Here is a 21,113-nt window from a genome sequence, read left to right on the forward strand (position 1 = left end):
TTTTAAAGTTATCCATAACCACAAATGAAGAGAATACGATGAATGCAATTAGATCATATTTTTACTTAGATTGGTATTAAATCCCTTAACAAATTAATACCTTTATAAATAAAGGCTTACTAGCGTGGAGAATAGCAATGGCTATAAATAAAGCTAGAGCGAGATTGAGCGCAGGGATAATAGCAGAGTACGGGTGGTTGTGTTAACAAGATTGGAACTTTGTGGTTTCTAGGTCAAAAATGTATCTAAAACCTTTTACCGGCAACGCTAAATTGACAGCTAATAAAAATCATAGCGACACCATGTCATCTCGAAGGGTTAGCCACATCGAAATAACCTAGTCCCTAACATAAAGATATTCAGATATAAAAAGCAGGGCTTTAAAGCGAGAGCATACTACTTACTAGACACATTAAGCGGAATAATATTACAGAAGATCTCCTTCTCGAACTGCTGCTCTAAGCGGTCGCGCCATGACTGCTTGTTAATTGGCACGAGGTAAAAATGCTCTCTAGACGTATCTGTTACAAAGGCTAACCCATGACGCATTAGCTCAAAGTGGATATCGTTAACAAAATCCGCAGAAAAGTTTTGGCGGCCAGTTAACTGATTGATATCTTTACGGGTGAGCGAAACACCTTCGTTGAGTTCACCAAACCTCATTCGCAGCCAATCAGAAAATTCTTTTGCACTAACCATCGACATAAAAGTTACCTACAAGTTCCCTATAGATAAATTAGGTATAACAGATTGTTAAAACTACGCCATATTTTTGACAAAATAAGACGGATTTATCGCCAATAGTTCTAGCTTTGCCCCTCTTGGTAGAATTAAACTCTAAAAACAAACTGACAAAATTGAAAAATTACACTTACCTTTATTGTAAACATAAAGAGCTGACAACAAAAAAGGCGCTAAAAGCGCCTTTTTTAAACAAGGTTAGAAATTACCAACCTGTTTTGGTACGAAGTGCCTTACCGATATCAGCAAGTGAACGTACAGTCGTTACGCCTGCAGCTTCAAGAGCCGCAAACTTATCTTCTGCCGTACCTTTACCACCTGCGATAATTGCGCCAGCATGGCCCATACGCTTACCTTCAGGTGCAGTAACACCAGCAATGTATGATACAACTGGTTTAGTCACGTTAGCCTTGATGTATTCAGCAGCTTCTTCTTCAGCTGTGCCACCAATTTCACCAATCATTACGATTGCTTCAGTTTGTGGATCGTTTTGGAACATTTCCAATACGTCGATGAAGTTTGTACCAGGAATAGGGTCGCCACCAATACCAACACAAGTTGATTGACCAAAACCTTCATCAGTCGTTTGCTTAACCGCTTCGTACGTTAACGTACCAGAGCGAGAAACAATACCTACTTTACCTGGCTTGTGGATGTGACCTGGCATGATACCAATCTTACACTCACCAGGTGTGATAACACCTGGGCAGTTTGGACCAATCATGCGTACGCCAGTTTCTTCAAGCTTAACTTTAACTTGAAGCATATCTAACGTTGGGATCCCTTCAGTAATACAAACGATTAGCTCAATGCCACCGTCGATTGCTTCTAGGATTGCATCTTTACAGAAAGGTGCAGGCACATAGATAACTGAAGCCGTTGCGCCAGTCACTTCAACTGCGTCTTTAACAGTATTAAATACTGGAAGACCTAGATGAGATTGACCACCCTTTCCAGGAGAAACACCGCCGACCATCTTAGTGCCGTAAGCGATAGCTTGCTCTGAGTGGAATGTTCCTTGACCGCCAGTAAAACCTTGACAGATAACTTTGGTATCTTTGTTAATTAATACAGACATTATTTGCCCTCCGCAGCTTTAACTACTTGCTCAGCCGCGTCAGTTAGACTTGTAGCTGCGATAATATCTAGATCTGAGTTAGCTAGCACTTCACGACCTAGATCAGCGTTAGTACCTTCAAGACGTACAACAACAGGTACTTCAACACCGACTTCTTTAACTGCGCCAATGATGCCTTCAGCAATCATGTCACAACGAACGATGCCACCAAAGATGTTCACAAGAACAGCTTTAACGTTTGAATCAGACAAGATGATCTTGAATGCTTCAGCTACACGCTCTTTAGTCGCTCCACCGCCTACATCTAGGAAGTTAGCAGGCTTACCGCCATGTAGGTTTACGATATCCATCGTACCCATTGCTAGGCCAGCACCATTAACCATGCAACCAACGTTTCCGTCTAGTGCTACATAGTTAAGCTCAAACTTAGCCGCGTGAGCTTCACGAGCATCATCTTGTGATGGATCGTGCATTTCACGGATTTTAGGCTGACGGAACAGTGCGTTACCATCGATACCAATCTTGCCATCAAGACAATGAATGTTGCCTTCTTCAGTGATAACAAGTGGGTTGATTTCAAGTAGTGCGAAATCATGGTCTTCAAACATTTTCGCTAGGCCCATAAAGACCTTAGTGAATTGCTTCATTTGAGTTGGGTTAAGACCTAACTTGAAACCAAGATCACGTGCCTGGTATGGCTGAGGACCAGTAAGCGGATCAATAATCGCTTTATGGATCAACTCAGGCGTTTCTTCTGCCACGGTTTCAATTTCAACGCCGCCTTCGGTAGACGCCATGAACACAACGCGTCGTGTTGAGCGATCTACTACTGCACCTAGGTACAGTTCATTTGCAATATCAGTGCAGCTTTCAACTAAAATCTTAGCTACTGGCTGACCTTTCTCGTCAGTTTGGTAAGTAACAAGGTTCTTACCTAACCAATGTTCAGCGAATGCGCGGATCTCTTCTTTATCACCGGTAACTTTAACGCCACCTGCTTTACCACGGCCGCCAGCGTGTACTTGACACTTAACAACCCACATATCACCGCCAATATGGCCCGCTGCTTCAACTGCTTCTTGAGCAGTATCACACGCAAAACCTTCTGACACTGGTAAACCATATTCGGCAAATAGAGCTTTTGCCTGATATTCATGCAAATTCATGATGATCTATCCATTCTACTTCTTATAAATTTTTCAACAGGCCCTAGTAGGGCCTGCAACGAGGGTATTGTCTGCCTTGACCTAAAGGTCAAGTAACAGACGAGTTGGATCTTCTAGGAAGTCTTTAATAGCAACCAAGTAACCAACTGATTCACGACCATCTACAATCCGGTGATCGTAAGAAAGTGCGAGGTACATCATAGGCAGGATTTCCACCTGACCATTTACTGCCATTGGGCGATCTTTAATGGCATGCATGCCTAAGATTGCGCTTTGTGGCAGATTCAGAATTGGTGTTGACATCAGTGAGCCAAATACACCACCGTTAGTCACGGTGAAGTTACCACCAGTCATATCTTCTACTGTTAGCTTACCGTCACGGCCTTTAATGGCGAGTTCACGCACATTACGCTCGATATCAGCAAGGCTCATCTTGTCTGTGTCACGTAGAACGGGGGTCACAAGGCCACGAGGAGTCGATACTGCAATGCTCACATCGAAATAGTTGTGATAAACAATCTCGTCACCATCTATTGAAGCGTTCACTTCAGGGAAACGCTTAAGTGCTTCAGTGACCGCTTTAACGTAGAAAGACATGAAACCTAGACGAATACCGTGGCGCTTCTCAAAAATCTCTTGATATTGCTTACGAATATCCATAATTGGCTTCATGTTAACTTCGTTAAACGTCGTTAGCATAGCTGTAGAGTTTTTAGCTTCAAGTAGACGATTCGCAATCGTTTTACGAAGACGTGTCATAGGTACACGTTTTTCGCTGCGCTCAGCAAGAGGTGCTACGGCAACTGGTGCACTTACTGCTGGAGCCGATGCTGCGCCTTTGTTCTTAACAAAAGCTTCAACATCTTCTTTAGTGATACGTCCACCGATACCCGTACCGTTAACCGCATTTGCATCAACGTTGTGCTCAGCAATTAAACGACGAACTGATGGGCTCAGTGCATCATTAGACTCATCAGCCGCAGGTGCTGCAGCTTCAGCTTCAGCTTTAGTGACTTCTTGACCTGCAACTGCGCCCGCTACGAAGCTTGCAATCACAGCTTCACCAAGAACAGTATCGCCTTCTTGAGCTAAAAACTCAGCAATCTGTCCGTCTTCTGGTGCAACAACTTCAAGTACGACTTTATCAGTTTCAATATCAACAAGGATTTGATCACGAGAAACTTGCTCGCCAGCTTGAACATGCCATGTCGCAATGGTTGCATCTGCAACTGATTCTGGCAGTACGGGTACCTTAATTTCGATACTCATGGATTACGATCCTTTTTATATAATGTCTATTACTACAGCTTTAACGCACTGTTGATTAATGATTCTTGTTGCTGAGCATGCAATGCAGGGTAACCACATGCTGGTGCAGCTGAAGCTTCACGGCCTGCGTAGCTCAACTGAGCTCCCCCAGGAATGACACTCCAGAAATGATGTTGACTACAATACCAAGCACCTTGGTTTTGTGGCTCTTCTTGGCACCAAACAAAATCTTTAACGTGGCTATATTCAGCAAGGGCTGCTGCCGCTTCTTCATGTGGGAACGGGTACAGTTGTTCGACACGAATTAACGCAACATTATCTAAGCCTTCTTTACGACGACGCTCTAAGAGCTCAAAGTAAACTTTTCCGCTACAAAATACGACTCTATCGACTTTACTTGCATTTAATTCATCAATTTCGCCGATAACGTTTTGGAACGTACCGTGTGCTAACTCTTCCAGGCTAGAAACCGCTAATGGATGACGTAGCAATGACTTAGGCGACATAACCACGAGTGGGCGACGCATAGGGCGTACAACCTGACGACGTAGCATGTGGTAAACCTGAGCTGGTGTCGACGGCACACACACTTGCATGTTGTGGTTAGCACAAAGTTGGAGGAAACGTTCTAGACGTGCACTTGAGTGCTCAGGACCTTGCCCTTCATAACCATGAGGCAATAGCATCGTTAAGCCACATAAACGGCCCCACTTCTGCTCACCCGATGATAAGAACTGATCGATAACAACTTGGGCACAGTTAGCAAAATCACCAAACTGAGCTTCCCATAGTGTTAATCCACCCGGCTCGGCTGTGGCGTAACCGTATTCAAATGCTAGGACTGATGCTTCCGATAAAACCGAGTCGGTTAAATCAATGGGCCCTTGCTCATCGGCAATATTGCGCAGTGGCATATAAGCCGTTGCATCATTTTGATTATGCAATACTGCGTGACGATGGAAGAAAGTACCGCGACCAGAATCTTGACCGGTAATACGGATACGTTTCTTGTCTTCAAGAATCGACGCATAAGCCAAAGTCTCGGCAAAGCCCCAATCTAGCAGTTTTTCACCTGCAGCCATTGCTAAACGATCTTTATAAATCTTAGCAACGCGTGATTGCAGCTTGTGGCTTTCTGGTACATAACTGATTTTATCAGCTAAGTTTTTGATGCGCTCAATCGACATATGCGCATCATATGCATCATTCCACTCGGCGCCGATATAAGGGCTCCAATCGACAGAGTGAAGTGTCATTGGTCGCCACTCTTTCACGACGCAATCACCATCATCAAGTGCATCACGATAAGCATTCACCATCGAAGTTACGTCATCGCTACCCATTGCGTTTTCAGCAATTAGCTTATCGGCGTAGATCTTTCTTGGTGTTGGATGCTTTTTAATCTTGGCATACATAAGAGGCTGAGTAGCACTTGGCTCATCGGCTTCGTTATGGCCGTGACGGCGATAACAAACCAAGTCAATCACCACATCACGTTTGAATTCGTTACGGTAATCGACTGCCAATTGTGAAACAAAAGCAACCGCTTCAGGGTCATCTGCATTCACGTGGAAAATTGGTGCCTGCACCATCTTAGCGATATCAGTACAGTATTCAGTTGAACGTACGTCTTCAGTTAAGTTAGTGGTAAAGCCAACCTGATTGTTAACTACGATACGGATACTGCCGCCAACCTTAAAGCCACGAGTCTGCGACATGTTGAAGGTTTCTTGCACAATACCCTGGCCAGTAATGGCGGAGTCACCATGAATAGTGATTGGCATCACCTGCAAACCCGTATCACAACCGCGTCTATCTAAACGCGCACGTACAGAACCAATAACCACAGGGTTAACGATTTCAAGGTGAGATGGGTTAAACGCAAGTGCTAGGTGAACGTTACCACCTGGCGTTTCGAAATCTGAGGAGAAACCTTGGTGATATTTAACGTCACCAGAGCCATTAAGCTCATCACTGTGCTTACCGGCAAACTCATCGAACAACTCTGATGGTTTCTTGCCTAGAATATTGACTAGCACGTTCAAACGACCACGGTGTGCCATACCAATAACGACTTCTTTGGTACCCGCATCACCTGCGCGATAAATAATTTCACGCATCATAGGAACGAGTGCATCACCGCCCTCTAACGAGAAGCGCTTTGCCCCTGGGAACTTAGCACCTAGGTATTTTTCCATACCCTCAGCGGCGTTGAGTCCTTCAAGAATTCGAGTCTTATCTTCTTTTGAGTAGTTTGCAGCACCCAGAGACGGTTCAAGACGTTGCTGAATCCAACGTTTTTCATCGGTATCGGTAATGTGCATATACTCAGCACCGATAGAACCACAATAGGTCGCCTTTAGTGCTTTAACGAGATCCACCAGCTTCATGGTTTCACCACCATGAGCAAATGAACCCGTATTAAATTGACGCTGCATATCATCGCTATCTAAGCCGTGAAATGCTGGGTCTAACTCAGATACCTTGTCGCGCTTCCAAATATCAAGCGGATCTAAATTGGCATTCTGATGACCACGGAAACGGTGAGCGTTAATTAACTGTAGGACTTTAACTTGTTTTGCATCGACTTCATGATCGGTCACCTTAGGTGAACCTTTTTGACGTCCATCTAATGCAAGACTACGAAAATAGTCGCGTACTTTAGAGTGGGCAGCTTCTGGCACATCCGCTGATGAACCATTAACTAGAGGGAGGTTATCAAACACGACACGCCAGTCTTCAGTAACTGACTGTGGATCGACTTGATAGGCTTCATACATCTCTTCTACATAGGTCGAATTCGCGCCATTAAGATGTGACGATTCGAGCCAGGCTTTCATGATGCCTTGGTGCATTTCTATTCCTTTCAAACTGTATACACGTGCTTAGCCAAAGTCATAAATACAGATCCTTAGTAACGTAAAGGATATGTAATCTCTGTAGCCCCGAGAGTTCCAGATTTTCGTTATATTTGTCTTCCATGACACAAAAAAGAGCCACCCTCCACAGGGAAAGTGACTCATATAGAGCTATATCAATATCGGCTCTTGGTTCTGCATACTAAACGGCTCTCTGCAGCAGCATAGACTTAATATGTCCAATTGCTTTTGTCGGATTAAGCCCTTTAGGACAAACGTCAACGCAGTTCATGATGCCGTGGCAGCGAAATACGCTGTACGCGTCATCAAGCCCAGATAAACGTTCCTCAGTTGCCGTATCACGGCTATCGATCAAGAAGCGATAGGCATGTAGCAAGCCACTTGGACCGATAAACTTGTCTGGGTTCCACCAGAATGAAGGACAAGCCGTAGAACAACATGCACACATGATGCACTCATAGAGTCCATCTAAATGCTCACGCTCTTCTGGTGATTGCAGATGTTCACGCGCAGGCGTTTTTTCGTCGTTAATCAAGAAAGGCTTAATCTTTTCGTACTGGGTATAGAACTGAGTTAGGTCAACAATCAAATCACGTACTACAGGCATGCCTGGCAGTGGACGGATTTCGATTTTTTTCCCTTTAAAGGTAGAAACTGGCGTAATACACGCAAGGCCGTTTTTACCATTCATGTTGATACCATCACTACCACATACGCCTTCACGGCATGAGCGTCTAAACGCGAGTGTTGGGTCTAACTCTTTAAGCTTTAATAGTGCATCCAGTACCATCATGTCGGTACCTTCATCCACTTCTAAGCTGTAATCCTTCATGTATGGCTTAGTGTCTACATCAGGATTGTAGCGATAAACTGCAAATTCCAATTTCATCGGGTCTTCTCCTTAGTAGGTACGCTTAATTGGCGGGAATGCGGCACGAAGTTTTGGTTCCATGTTCACATCACGCTTAGTCATTAGCTCGGTAACCGGGTCGTAGATACTGTGGCATAACCAGTTATCATCATCACGCTCTAGGTAATCTTCACGTGAATGTGCACCACGACTTTCTGTACGGAAGTTGGCCGCTGTTGCCGTAGCAATTGCAGTTGCCATCAAGTTATCTAACTCTAAACATTCAATACGCTGAGTATTGAACTCTGTTGAGTTATCAGAAAGTTTCGCATTAGCCAAACGTTCGCGGATAGCTTTAAGCTCTTTAAGGCCTTCAGCCATCGCATCGCCACTTCTAAATACTGAGAAGTTAAGCTGCATACAAAGTTGTAAGTCTTTACGGATAACCGTTGGATCTTCACCATCTTTGTTACTTTCCCAGCGATTTAGACGCGCTAGAGAGGCATCGATATCAGCTTGTGTTGCATCTTTTGCAATCGGTGTTTCGTCCAATGCTTTACCTAAGTGTTGACCCGCTGCTCGACCAAATACTACAAGATCTAACAATGAGTTACCACCCAATCGGTTCGCACCGTGCACCGATACGCATGCTATTTCACCAACCGCGAATAGACCGATTACATCTTCTTCAGTGCCATCGCTATTTTGGCGTACAACTTGACCACTCACTTTGGCTGGTAGACCACCCATCATATAGTGACAAGTCGGTAAAACTGGGATTGGACCATCTGCTGGATCGATATGTGCAAAAGTACGAGACAATTCACAAACACCAGGAAGACGTGCTTCAAGGGTTTCTTTACCTAAGTGATCAAGCTTAAGTAAACAGTGCGGACCTAATGGGCCATCAAGACCACGACCTTCACGGATTTCAGTCATCATAGAGCGTGCAACCACGTCACGAGATGCTAAATCTTTCGCATTAGGTGCGTAACGTTCCATGAAACGTTCGCCGTCTTTGTTTAGCAGATAACCGCCTTCGCCACGACAACCTTCAGTGACCAAAACACCTGCGCCAGCAATACCCGTTGGGTGGAACTGCCACATTTCCATGTCTTGCATCTGCACGCCAGCGCGCATCGCCATACCCACACCGTCGCCAGTGTTAATATGAGCGTTAGTAGTAGAGGCGTAGATACGACCTGCTCCACCTGTCGCTAAAATCGTTGCTTTTGCTTTGAAATAAACAATTTCGCCAGTTTCAATTTCAATTGCAGTACAACCGACAATCACACCGTCTTCATTTTTAACCAAGTCGAGTGCATACCACTCAGAAAAGACTTCGGTCTTATGTTTAACGTTTTGCTGGTAAAGGCAATGCAATAATGCGTGACCGGTACGGTCTGCAGCAGCTGCGGTACGCGCCGCTTGCTCACCACCAAAGTTTCTAGATTGGCCGCCAAATGGGCGCTGATAAATAGTGCCGTTTTCGAAACGTGAGAAAGGTAAACCCATATGCTCAAGCTCAATAACGGCTTCAGGACCGGTCTTACACATAAACTCAATCGCTTCTTGGTCACCGATAAAATCAGAACCTTTAACGGTATCGTACATGTGCTGTTCCCAGTGGTCTTCGTGCGCATTACCAAGGGCTACAGTAATACCACCCTGTGCAGATACGGTATGAGAACGAGTTGGGAATACTTTAGATAACAGCGCACAGCTCTTACCTTCTTTAGAAATCTGTAGAGCGGCACGCATACCGGCGCCACCAGCACCGATTACAACCGCGTCAAATTCGCGAACTGGAATACCCACTTAAACACCCCACACAATCAAAATGCCTGCGACCAAATAACTGAAGGCTGCTACGACAAAAACAAACTGAAGTACACCACGTAGAGAAACACACTTTACATAATCAGTCAGCACCTGCCAGATCCCAATCCAGGCATGTATCAACACTGCAACTAGCGCGAGTACGGTGAAGACTTTCATTGGCAACGTGCTAAATAAGCCATGCCATGCGTCATAAGTTAGTGGAGAGCTACATGCGATAAACCCAACCAAGAAAATGGTATAACAGGCTAGGATTACTGCACTTGCACGTATAAGAATAAAGTCATGGACACCGCTGCGCCCAAAACTTGCTGCGTTAGTTACCATACCCAAATCCCCGCAATGATTGAAAACACTACTGACAAGGCAATAGCGACTTTAGCCGAAGTTACACCAGAAGAAAGTTCTTCCCAGTAGCCAGCATCCATCACTAAGTGGCGAATACCCACTATTAAGTGATAACCCAGCGCGGTAAGAATTCCCCAAACGATGAACTTAACAACAAAGTTATCAAAAAGAGATTGGACGCCAGCGAAACTCTCGGCTGATGCTAATGATTCATTAAGCAACCAGATAAGGATACCGACGGCAAACAGCATGATGACACCCGATACACGATGAAGAATCGACGCGATCGCTGTTGCAGGGAAGCGTATGGTCTGCAGATCTAAATGGACAGGTCTTTGCTTTTTCACGTTCTGCTCACTCTGCTCAATTGAGCTATTTTTTGTTATATGAACCGCTTTCGCTCAAATTCTAACCAGTGATCAAGATCACGGTTTAGAACTTTTACAAAAGAAAACTTGAAACAAACATTTAACAGTTTTAGCAACCACTAATTAAGCATGCAAATAAGTGATAACTAATCGCTAATGTATGCAGCTCTTCTGAGCTGCGGCAAGTATACGTGGGTGAAATGTCAAATACAAACATCACATTATGCAAATTTAGTTTTTTTGGTAAAAAAATCTGCCAAGCTGCTGTTGGCACAGGTAGTTAATGGCATTTAATACCATGGTCTAACGAATTTAAACGCTTATTTAAATTGAAATGTGATCTAGATTCACTGTAAAGTATTGACGTTTGATAAGCCGCACTCAATAAGAATGAAGTAAGGAGAATGGGGTATGGCTGACAATATAGCCAAATTAGAACTACCAGGGAATGATTCAATCGATCTGCCTATTAAAGAAGGTACGGCAGGATTTGATGTAATCGACATCAGCAAGTTAGGTAGCAAAGGTTACTTTACTTTCGATCCAGGATTTCTTGCGACCGGATCTTGTGAATCTGCAATTACTTATATCGATGGTGAGAAAGGAATACTGCTTCACCGCGGTTACCCGATCGATCAACTGGCGACAGAATCAAGTTACTTAGATTTATGCTATTTGTTGCTTTATGGAGAGCTTCCAAGTAAAGCTGAATACGAAAAATTCGTACACACAGTAAAGACTCACACCATGGTTAACGAGCAACTGGCCTTCTTTTTTAGAGGATTCAGACCTGATGCTCACCCAATGGCGATGTTATGTGGCGTAACTGGCGCCCTATCGGCGTTTTACCAAGACTCTTTAGATGTGAATGACGAACGTCATCGCGAAATTGCCGCGTATCGTTTGGTATCGAAGATGCCAACAATTGCAGCGATGTGTTACAAGTATTCAATCGGTCAGCCGTTTGTCTACCCACGTAACGACTTAAGCTATGCTGGCAACTTCTTAAGCATGATGTTTGCAGTACCTTGTGAAGAATACAAGGTTAACCCAATCGTTGAACGCGCCATGGATCGTATTTTCATCCTACACGCTGACCACGAGCAAAATGCGTCAACATCTACCGTACGTTTAGCGGGCTCTTCAGGTGCTAATCCATTTGCATGTATTGCAGCGGGTATTGCGTCTCTATGGGGTCCTGCGCACGGCGGAGCGAATGAAGCATGCCTAAATATGCTGGAAGAGATCGGTACTGTTGATCGTATTCCAGAGTTTATTGCACGTGCTAAAGATAAAGAAGATCCATTCCGTCTTATGGGCTTCGGTCACCGTGTTTACAAGAACTTCGACCCTCGCGCTAAAGTAATGCGTGAAACATGTCATGAAGTGCTTGCCGAACTGAAAGTGAACGATCCGCTTCTAGATGTAGCCATGGAGCTTGAGCGTATTGCACTAGAAGATGAGTATTTCGTGTCTAAGAAGCTTTATCCCAATGTTGATTTCTATTCAGGGATCATCATGAAAGCCATTGGCATTCCAACAAGCATGTTCACAGTATTGTTCGCCCTAGCGCGCACAGTCGGTTGGATTGCACATTGGAAAGAGATGCTAGATCAGCCAGGTCATAAGATCAGTCGTCCTCGCCAGCTTTATACGGGTGATGCTAAGCGTGACTTTATCGATTTAGATAAACGCGGATAAATATCAGTCATCATCACATTTAAGCTCGTCACTTAAATTGAGATACGACGACCTAAAAGGCACTCATTGAGTGCCTTTTTTATTATCTGGTTCTATCCTATAGAGTATTCCGGCATGTTCACCCAATATGGTTCGCCCTAGCGCACAGTCGGTTGGATTGCACATTGGAAAGAGATGCTAGATCAGCCAGGTCATAAGATGAGTCGTCCTCGCCAGCTTTATACGGGTGATGCTAAGCGTGACTTTATCGATTTAGATAAACGCGGATAAATATCAGTCATCATCACATTTAAGCTCGTCACTTAAATTGAGATACGACGACCTAAAAGGCACTCATTGAGTGCCTTTTTTATTATCTGGTTCTATACTATAAAATATTCCGGCATGTTCACCCAATATGGTTCGCGTTAGCGCGCACAGTCGGTTGGATTGCACATTGGAAAGAGATGCTAGATCAGCCTGGTCATAAGATCAGTCGTCCTCGCCAACTTTATACGGGTGATGCTAAGCGTGAATTTATCGATTTAGATAAACGCGGATAAATATCAGTCATCATCACATTTAAGCTCGTCACTTAAATTGAGATACGACGACCTAAAAGGCACTCATTGAGTGCCTTTTTTATTATCTGGTTCTATCCAATAGAGTATTCCGGCATGTTCACCCAATATGGTTCGCGTTAGCCCGCACAGTCGGTTGGATTGCACATTGGAAAGAGATGCTAGATCAGCCTGATCATAAGATCAGTCGTCCTCGCCAGCTTTATACGGGTGATGCTAAGCGTGAATTTATCGATTTAGATAAACGCGGATAAATATCAGTCATCATCACATTTAAGCTCGTCACTTAAATTGAGATAATACGCCAAATAAAATTCATCATGAAAAATGTTAATGACAGCAAAAAAGGCGTTTCTACATAGTAAAAACAGTCATATCCGTTAGCTAAATACGCGATATTGATGGCTCATCTAGCCTAAACCTTTCAATTAGTCACAACTCATATCTGTGAGAAATCGTTATAAAGCACTGTTATAAAGTTAGCTAAAGGCAGTAAATAGGCAGTAAATCGTCAGCAGAGTATTTTTTTGTTAAAAAAACCAACATATGTAACTTTTCGCTACATTTTGTGATCAAAACACAAAAAACGAACACAGCATGAAAGTAAGCTGCTGAATAAAAACAACTTTTTACTTTGGCACACATCCTGCTTTATCAGGCCTATCGGAAAATAGAATTAGGGCCTACTTACATGGAAACGTTAAATAAAAATAGAATCATTTTAACTCTACTAATCGCAACACTATTAAGTGCATGTGGCGCAGAAGAGCAAGCTAAGGAAGAAGAGAAGTATGCTGTTCCTGTTGAGACTGCAACCGTCATCCAAGGAGATGTTTCTTCTTTTTACAGCACGACTGCCACATTAGAAGCACCTCAAGAAGCTAACGTTGTCACTCGAGTGGCTGGTCTAATCCAAGAGATTAAGGTTGAAGAAGGCGATAGAGTTAAAAAGGGCCAACTGTTAGCTGTTATCGACTCTAAGAGACAGAAGTTTGATTTAGACCGCTCTCAAGCAGAAGTAGAGATCATTGAGCAAGAATTAAATCGCCTTAAAAAGATAACCAATAAAGAGTTTTTCAGTGCCGACTCTATGGCAAAACTTGAATACAACCTACAGGCCGCCATGGCAAAGCGAGATTTAGCCGCGCTTTATGTCCAAGAAAGTCTGATCCGCTCGCCTATCGATGGCATCGTTGCCACCCGCTTTGTCAAATCTGGCAATATGGCGAAAGAGTTTGATGAACTATTTTACGTGGTTAATCAAGACGAACTTTACGGCATAGTACATCTGCCAGAGCAACAACTTCAGCACCTTCGTTTAGGCCAACAAGCCGAGATTTACGCTAATAAACATCTCCAACAAACCACTCACGCGACAGTATTGCGGATCAGCCCCATCGTTGATCCACAAAGCGGCACCTTTAAAGTCACGCTGTCAGTGCCAAATCAAAATGCCACACTTAAAGCCGGTATGTTCACACGTGTTGAGCTTAAGTACGACACTCATAGTAATGTCATCACAGTGCCTTACAACGCAGTGATAAACCAAGACAACGAATTTGCCCTCTATGTTATCGATGGTGAAAATGCCGATCGCCGCAGTGTCTCTCTTGGCTATCGCGAAGCCGATACCGTTGAAATCGTCGCCGGTATTGAGCCTGGAGAACAGATTGTGATCCGCGGTCAACAGAATCTCAAAGATCAATCATTAGTCGAAGTCATCAATTCATTAGACCTAGCGTCTGCCAAATAAATAGGGAGACTGCGGTGTCTATTATCAAAAAATTTCAGCCTCAAGCGACAGTTGAGTTAACTCATTCATTAGATCTAGCGTCAGCTAAATAGATAAGTAACAACGGAGCACGTTATGTCTATTATAAAAACTGCGGTTAATCGACCGGTAACAGTATGGATGTTTATGTTTGCGGTCATTCTTTTCGGCATGGTGGGATTCTCTCGCCTTGCGGTAAAGCTTTTACCTGACTTGAGCTATCCGACCATCACTATTCGTACGCTATATGTGGGTGCGGCGCCCGTTGAAGTCGAGCAACTTGTGTCTAAGCCCATTGAAGAGGCTGCAGGTATTGTAAAGGGGCTTAGAAAAATCAGCTCAATTTCTCGCTCAGGCATGTCTGATGTTGTGCTTGAGTTTGAATGGGGCACAGATATGGATATGGCAAGCTTAGATGTACGAGAAAAGCTCGACACCATTGAGTTGCCTCTGGATGTGAAAAAGCCATTATTACTGCGTTTCAACCCTAATTTAGACCCCATAGTACGTTTAGCCCTATCCGTTGCAGATGTCAGTGAAAGCGGACAAAGCACAACAGATGGGATGAGCGAAACTGAATTAAAACAGATGCGCACTTATGCAGAAGAGGAGTTAAAGCGCCAACTTGAGTCTTTATCTGGCGTTGCAGCGGTCAGGCTTTCAGGTGGATTACAGCAAGAAGTTCATATTCAGTTAAACCAGCAAAAACTCACTCAGCTTAATTTAAGCGCAGATCTTATCCGCAGTCGTATTGCCGAAGAGAATATTAACCTTTCGGCAGGTAAAGTAATCCAAGGTGACAAAGAATACTTAGTTCGTACTCTTAATCAGTTTAACTCGCTTGATGAGCTCGGCCAGATAGTGATCTACCGTGATGAGCAAACACTGGTTCGCCTCTTTGAAGTCGCCCAAATCGTCGATGCTTTTAAAGAGCGCAATGACATTACTCGCATAGGCGATAAAGAGTCGATTGAACTGGCCATTTATAAAGAAGGTGATGCCAATACTGTTGCCGTGGCTCGTAAAGTCACCGCTGAACTGAATAAACTTAATGAGCGTAATGCCAAGGCTGAATTAAAGGTTATTTACGATCAATCTGAATTTATTGAAAGTGCTGTTAATGAGGTCACCACTGCAGCCTTGATAGGTAGCTTGCTATCGATGCTAGTCATCTACCTGTTTCTAAGAGATATTATTCCGACCCTGATTATCTCAATTTCTATTCCGTTTTCGGTTATCGCAACCTTCAATATGATGTACTTTGCCAATATCAGCCTTAACATCATGTCACTAGGGGGAATTGCCTTAGCTGTAGGACTGCTCGTTGATAACGCCATTGTGGTGCTAGAAAACATCGACCGCTGTAAGTCGCTCGGTATGAACCGACTCGAAGCTGCGGTTACGGGGACCAAAGAGGTCGCCGGCGCTATTTTTGCTTCAACCCTCACCACCCTTGCGGTATTTGTACCATTAGTGTTTGTCGATGGTGTAGCAGGAGCGCTGTTTTCCGACCAAGCGTTAACTGTCACCTTCGCCCTACTCGCCTCATTGCTTGTCGCGCTCACGACAATTCCGATGCTGGCCTCTCGCGAAGGCTTTAAAGCCTTGCCGCCTTTATTGGAACAAACCATTAAGCCAAAGCCTCAGACTAAAATCGCCAAATTGAAACATTACAGTGCAACAGTCTTTTCGTTTCCTTTTGTATTGATATTTAACTATCTGCCAAGCGCACTCTTAACCTTAGTGCTTATTGTGGGACGTAGTCTATCTTGGTTAACTGGGTTGATAATGCGCCCCATTAGCGGCGCATTTAACTGGGGCTACCACAAATTAGAGCGCTTCTATCATAAGCTATTAGCCGCCGCACTTAAGTTTCGCGTCTTAACGCTATCTATTGCGATTGCTGTCACTGCGGGAGCGACGCTGTTAATACCGCGCCTTGGCATGGAGCTAATTCCACCGATGAATCAAGGCGAGTTTTATGTGGAGGTGTTACTGCAACCTGGAACTGAAGTGGCTCAAACAGATCGCGTACTGCGAACCCTTGCGCTGTCGATAAAAGATCGCAGCGATGTAAAGCATGCCTATAGTCAGGCAGGTAGTGGTGGCTTAATGACATCAGACACCTCACGCGGGGGTGAAAACTGGGGGCGTTTACAAGTTGTGCTTAGCGATCATAATGCCTTTGATGCTGTTGCGAATAAGCTACGTGCAACAGCAATGCGCATTCCTGAGCTTGAAGCCAAGGTGCAACACCCTGAGCTATTTAGCTTCAAAACCCCACTGGAGATTGAGCTGATTGGTTACGATTTAGGCCAACTTAAGCAAACTGCCGACAATTTAGTCGATGCCTTAGCGGGATCTGACCGTTTTGCCGATATCAATACCAGTTTACGTGATGGCCAACCAGAACTTAGCATTCGCTTTGACCATGAACGATTAGCCGCACTGGGTATGGATGCTCCTACCGTCGCTAACCGCATTGCCCAGCGCATTGGCGGTACGATTGCCAGTCAGTACACAGTGAGAGATCGTAAAATTGACATATTGGTCCGTAGCGAACTCGAAGAACGCAATCAGATAAGCGATATCGATTCGATGATTATTAATCCAAACAGTAGTCATCCTATATCGCTCAGCGCAGTAGCTGATGTCAGCCTAAAACTTGGTCCCTCTGCGATTAACCGCATTAGCCAGCAACGAGTTGCCATTGTGTCTGCAAACTTGGCATACGGGGACTTAAATGATGCCGTGCTAACCGCTCGCGATATTTTAGCCGCGCAAACGCTGCCTACTTCAGTTCAAGCCCGCTTTGGTGGTCAGAACGAGGAGATGGAGCATTCATTCAAGTCTCTACAAATTGCCTTAGTATTAGCGGTGTTTTTAGTTTACTTGGTGATGGCGAGTCAATTTGAATCACTGCTGCATCCCCTACTCATCCTTATCGCGGTACCAATGGCGGTAGGTGGCAGTATTTTAGGTCTGTATATCACCCAAACCCATCTCAGTGTGGTGGTGTTTATCGGCCTTATTATGCTGGCGGGGATTGTGGTTAATAACGCCATTGTACTGGTCGATAGAATTAACCAACTACGTCAAAGTGGCGAAGATAAGCTGACTGCAATCTCAAACGCAGCCAAATCCCGTTTACGTCCAATTATCATGACCACAATGACCACCGCTCTGGGCCTATCTCCTATGGCGTTTGGCCTAGGTGATGGCAGTGAAGTGAGGGCGCCAATGGCGATTACTGTCATTTTCGGTCTATCTTTGTCGACCTTACTGACTTTGGTTGTGCTGCCTGTACTTTATGCCGTCTTTGACAGAAAAGAGTATGACCGAAAGGAATTTGATAAAAATAACAGTGAGACAGTTGTAGTCAACAAGCAAACGCTTGAAGGAGGCAAAGCATGAATATCACCCGCTTAGCCATTGCAAGGCCCGTGACCACCACAATGTTTTTTGTGGCAATCCTACTCTTTGGCCTTGCTTCAAGTCGATTACTACCACTTGAGATGTTCCCAGGCATCGACATCCCTCAAGTTATTGTTGAGGTGCCTTATAAAGGCTCAACACCTGCGGAAGTGGAACGTGATATCACGAATATACTGGAGGAGTCATTAGCCACAATGGGCGGTATTGAGGAGCTACGTTCGAGTTCTTCACAAAATGGTGCTGAAATTGAGCTAAGAATGAAATGGGAAGAAAACGTTGCCACCAAAAGCTTAGAAGCCCGCGAAAAAATCGATGCGGTGCGCCATTTACTGCCTAAAGATGTTGAGCGAGTGTTTATCAGGCAATTTAGTACCGCCGATATGCCAGTACTCAACTTGCGAATATCGAGCGACCGCGAACTATCTAGCGCGTTTGACCTGCTCGACAAGCAGCTTAAAAGACCGCTTGAGCGCGTTGAAGGCGTATCACAGGTTACACTTTATGGGGTTGAACAGAAGCAGATTGAAATTCGCATTAATGCCGATAAGCTGGCATCGAGCAATATTTCAGTCCAAGCACTTAACCGCCGTTTACAGCAAGAAAACTTTGTCATTAACGCGGGGGTGCTAAAAACTAACTCTCGTGTTTATCAAGTCTCGCCAAAGGGCGAGTTTAGAAACTTAGATGATATTACCGCCTTAGTGCTCGCGCCGGGGATCACCTTAGGGGATATTGCAACGGTCAGTTTTTCACTGCCGGAGCGATTAGATGGCCGTCATTTAGATCAAAACTACGCGGTCGGCTTAGATGTGTTTAAAGAGTCTGGTGCGAATCTAGTCGAGGTATCAGAACGCGTCATGAAGGTCATTGATGAGGCTAAACAGGACTCACAGTTTGAGGGCATTAAACTGTTTGTCATGGAAGATCAGGCCTATGGGGTTACCTCATCGCTGCGCGATTTACTTGCTGCGGGGTTAATTGGCGCCCTACTGTCATTTGTCGTTCTGTACCTGTTTCTTCGCGATCTAAAAATGACCTTAGTGATTGTCTCTTCTGTGCCGATTGCTATCTGCATGACCCTCGCTGCCATGTATTTACTTGGCTACAGCCTCAATATCTTGTCTATGATGGGCTTATTACTTGCGGTAGGTATGTTGATTGATAACGCCGTGGTCGTGACCGAAAGCGTACTGCAAGAAAAGCAGGCACTCGATACTGATGGCAATGCTAAACCGAGTGCTAGCGCTGATGAGCAAAAAGCGGTCAATGCACCGATGAAGACGAGCGCGATTCTTCTGGGCGTCGACAAAGTCTCGCTTGCTGTACTAGCGGGCACCATGACCACGGCAATCGTATTTTTACCCAATATTTTCGGTGTCAAAGTCGAGCTCACCATCTTTTTAGAACATGTGGCTATCGCTATCTGTATTTCACTGGCAGCATCTTTGTTAGTCGCTAAAACTCTGCTGCCATTAATGCTCAGTAAAATGACTTTTAAAGCCAAAAAGACGACTAAGCAGAGTCGGTTGCAAACAAACTATCGTCGTAGCCTCAACTGGATCTTAGCTCACCCACGCCTATCGGGTGTGTTAGCTTTCGTGATGTTAGCGTCAACTGCACTGCCCCTGAGTATGGTCAGCCAGGATCAATCAGATGGTGAAGGCAATAATCGTTTATACATTAACTATCAAGTGGAAGGCCGCCATAGTTTAGATGTCACCGAAGCCATGATAACTAAGATGGAAAGCTATCTGTATGCCAATAAAGACAAGTTCCAAATTGATTCGGTATACAGCTACTTTTCTGCCGACAGAGGTCAATCGACACTGATTTTAAAAGAAGATACCGAAGTCGATATGAAAGCACTCAAGAAAACCATTCGTGAAGATTTTCCTAAGTTTGCCATCGCTAAGCCACAATTTGGCTGGGGTGGGGAAAACAACGGTGTGCGCGTCTCTCTCACTGGTCGTTCAACTTCTGAGTTAATTGGCCTTAGCCAGCAAGTCATTCCTCTGCTTAGCAATATTGATGGACTCACTGATGTGCGTTCTGAATTAAACGGTGCCCAACAAGAAGTGGTGATCCGCATCGACCGCCAAATGGCCGCGAGACTCGATCTTAAGCTCAATGAAATTGCGTCGAGCATCTCGATGGCGCTTCGAGGTACACCTCTACGATCATTTCGCCATGATCCCAATGGAGAACTGCGTATCGAAATGTCGTTTGAGCAGCAATGGCGATTATCGCTTGAGAAGTTAAAACAACTGCCAGTGATCCGCATCGATAACCGTGTCTACACCTTAGACAGCTTGGCCAAGGTTGAGGTTTTACCAAGATTCGATACCATTCGGCATTACGATAGACAGACCGCACTGTCGATTGGTGCAAATCTAGATGAACTGACGACTGAGGAAGCGCAGAACAAAATCACTCAAGTGATGGACAACGTTAACTTCCCTGCAGGTTACGGCTATTCATTAAGAGGTGGCTTTCAAAAACAAGATGAAGATGAAGCGGTAATGGCAACCAATATGATCTTGGCGATTGCGATGATCTACATAGTCATGGCCGCGCTGTTTGAGTCGTTATTATTGCCAACTGCAATTATCACCTCAATCCTATTCTCCATTACCGGCGTATTTTGGGCACTACTATTTACGGGTACGCCTATGTCAATTATGGCGATGATTGGGATTTTGATCTTGATGGGTATTGTGGTCAATAACGGCATTGTACTGGTGGATCAGATTAATCAACTATCACCTGAGCTTGATGAGTTATCAGACACCATTAGCGCCGTATGTTTCACCCGTCTGCGTCCAGTGCTTATGACAGTAGGAACAACAGTATTAGGCTTAGTCCCACTTGCCATGGGTGATACGCAGCTCGGCGGTGGCGGTCCATCATACTCGCCGATGGCGATTGCGATTATCGGCGGCCTCACCTTCTCAACCGTGACCAGCCTGTATTTAGTACCGCTATGTTACCAAGCGCTTTACAGAATGCGCCACAACAGCGCAATTCGCCTTGGTCAAGCTGATAGATTCTCAAGAAGGCTATTACCTTGGATGAATTAATACAACAAACACGTAGATGAAACCCAAAAAG

General features: G+C 44.5%; 14 protein-coding genes and 1 pseudogene. 6 read left to right on the forward strand and 9 right to left on the reverse strand.

Annotated features, from left to right (window positions below; translation table 11 throughout):
* Window positions 1-396: 396 nt before the first annotated feature.
* The 9 genes from ACVBJC_RS17295 to sdhC all read right to left on the reverse strand — a co-directional run bounded on the left by ACVBJC_RS17295 (window position 397) and on the right by sdhC (window position 10,538).
* Window positions 397-705, reverse strand: a complete 309-nt coding sequence (locus ACVBJC_RS17295; protein ID WP_447162228.1) for a hypothetical protein — start codon at window positions 703-705, stop codon at window positions 397-399.
* 241 nt (window positions 706-946) lie between these two features.
* Window positions 947-1,819, reverse strand: coding sequence for a succinate--CoA ligase subunit alpha (gene sucD / locus ACVBJC_RS17300; protein WP_447162227.1), 873 nt, complete (start codon window positions 1,817-1,819; stop codon window positions 947-949).
* Window positions 1,819-2,985, reverse strand: a complete 1,167-nt coding sequence (gene sucC, locus ACVBJC_RS17305; RefSeq protein ID WP_447162226.1) for an ADP-forming succinate--CoA ligase subunit beta — start codon at window positions 2,983-2,985, stop codon at window positions 1,819-1,821. The genes sucD and sucC overlap by 1 nt, the downstream gene beginning before the upstream one ends.
* Window positions 2,986-3,066: 81 nt before the next feature.
* Window positions 3,067-4,254 (reverse strand): 2-oxoglutarate dehydrogenase complex dihydrolipoyllysine-residue succinyltransferase, encoded by a 1,188-nt coding sequence (odhB, locus tag ACVBJC_RS17310; protein WP_447162225.1) that lies wholly within the window; start codon window positions 4,252-4,254, stop codon window positions 3,067-3,069.
* Between the two features lie 32 nt (window positions 4,255-4,286).
* On the reverse strand, window positions 4,287-7,109 hold the full coding sequence (gene sucA / locus ACVBJC_RS17315) for a 2-oxoglutarate dehydrogenase E1 component (protein WP_447162224.1): 2,823 nt from the start codon (window positions 7,107-7,109) through the stop codon (window positions 4,287-4,289).
* A 205-nt stretch (window positions 7,110-7,314) separates the two neighbouring features.
* A complete protein-coding gene (locus tag ACVBJC_RS17320; protein WP_220781975.1) occupies window positions 7,315-8,022 on the reverse strand; it encodes a succinate dehydrogenase iron-sulfur subunit in 708 nt (235 codons plus the stop codon).
* Between the two features lie 12 nt (window positions 8,023-8,034).
* Window positions 8,035-9,801, reverse strand: a complete 1,767-nt coding sequence (gene sdhA / locus ACVBJC_RS17325; protein ID WP_447162223.1) for a succinate dehydrogenase flavoprotein subunit — start codon at window positions 9,799-9,801, stop codon at window positions 8,035-8,037.
* Window positions 9,802-10,149: a succinate dehydrogenase, hydrophobic membrane anchor protein gene (sdhD, locus tag ACVBJC_RS17330; protein ID WP_447162222.1), complete on the reverse strand. Its 348-nt coding sequence runs from the start codon at window positions 10,147-10,149 to the stop codon at window positions 9,802-9,804.
* Window positions 10,143-10,538 (reverse strand): succinate dehydrogenase cytochrome b556 subunit, encoded by a 396-nt coding sequence (gene sdhC, locus ACVBJC_RS17335; RefSeq protein WP_447162231.1) that lies wholly within the window; start codon window positions 10,536-10,538, stop codon window positions 10,143-10,145. The genes sdhD and sdhC overlap by 7 nt, the downstream gene beginning before the upstream one ends.
* A gap of 411 nt (window positions 10,539-10,949) precedes the next feature.
* On the opposite strand from sdhC, the gene ACVBJC_RS17340 reads away from it, so the two are divergent.
* From ACVBJC_RS17340 to ACVBJC_RS17365, 6 genes and pseudogenes are all read left to right on the forward strand, one after another.
* Window positions 10,950-12,239 (forward strand): citrate synthase, encoded by a 1,290-nt coding sequence (locus tag ACVBJC_RS17340; protein ID WP_447162221.1) that lies wholly within the window; start codon window positions 10,950-10,952, stop codon window positions 12,237-12,239.
* Window positions 12,240-12,574: 335 nt separating this feature from the next.
* Window positions 12,575-12,781 (forward strand): citrate/2-methylcitrate synthase, encoded by a 207-nt coding sequence (locus ACVBJC_RS17345; RefSeq protein WP_447162230.1) that lies wholly within the window; start codon window positions 12,575-12,577, stop codon window positions 12,779-12,781.
* A gap of 125 nt (window positions 12,782-12,906) precedes the next feature.
* Window positions 12,907-13,053 (forward strand): annotated as a pseudogene (locus tag ACVBJC_RS17350) (citrate/2-methylcitrate synthase); the annotation flags it as partial.
* Between the two features lie 437 nt (window positions 13,054-13,490).
* A complete protein-coding gene (locus ACVBJC_RS17355) occupies window positions 13,491-14,552 on the forward strand; it encodes an efflux RND transporter periplasmic adaptor subunit (RefSeq protein ID WP_447162220.1) in 1,062 nt (353 codons plus the stop codon).
* Between the two features lie 114 nt (window positions 14,553-14,666).
* Complete coding sequence (locus ACVBJC_RS17360; protein WP_447162219.1) at window positions 14,667-17,984, forward strand: efflux RND transporter permease subunit; 3,318 nt, start codon at window positions 14,667-14,669, stop codon at window positions 17,982-17,984.
* On the forward strand, window positions 17,981-21,082 hold the full coding sequence (locus ACVBJC_RS17365; protein ID WP_447162218.1) for an efflux RND transporter permease subunit: 3,102 nt from the start codon (window positions 17,981-17,983) through the stop codon (window positions 21,080-21,082). Before ACVBJC_RS17360 ends, ACVBJC_RS17365 begins: the two co-directional genes overlap by 4 nt.
* The last annotated feature ends 31 nt before the right edge of the window (window positions 21,083-21,113 follow it).

This window comes from Shewanella sp. 0m-6 (genome assembly GCF_052977325.1).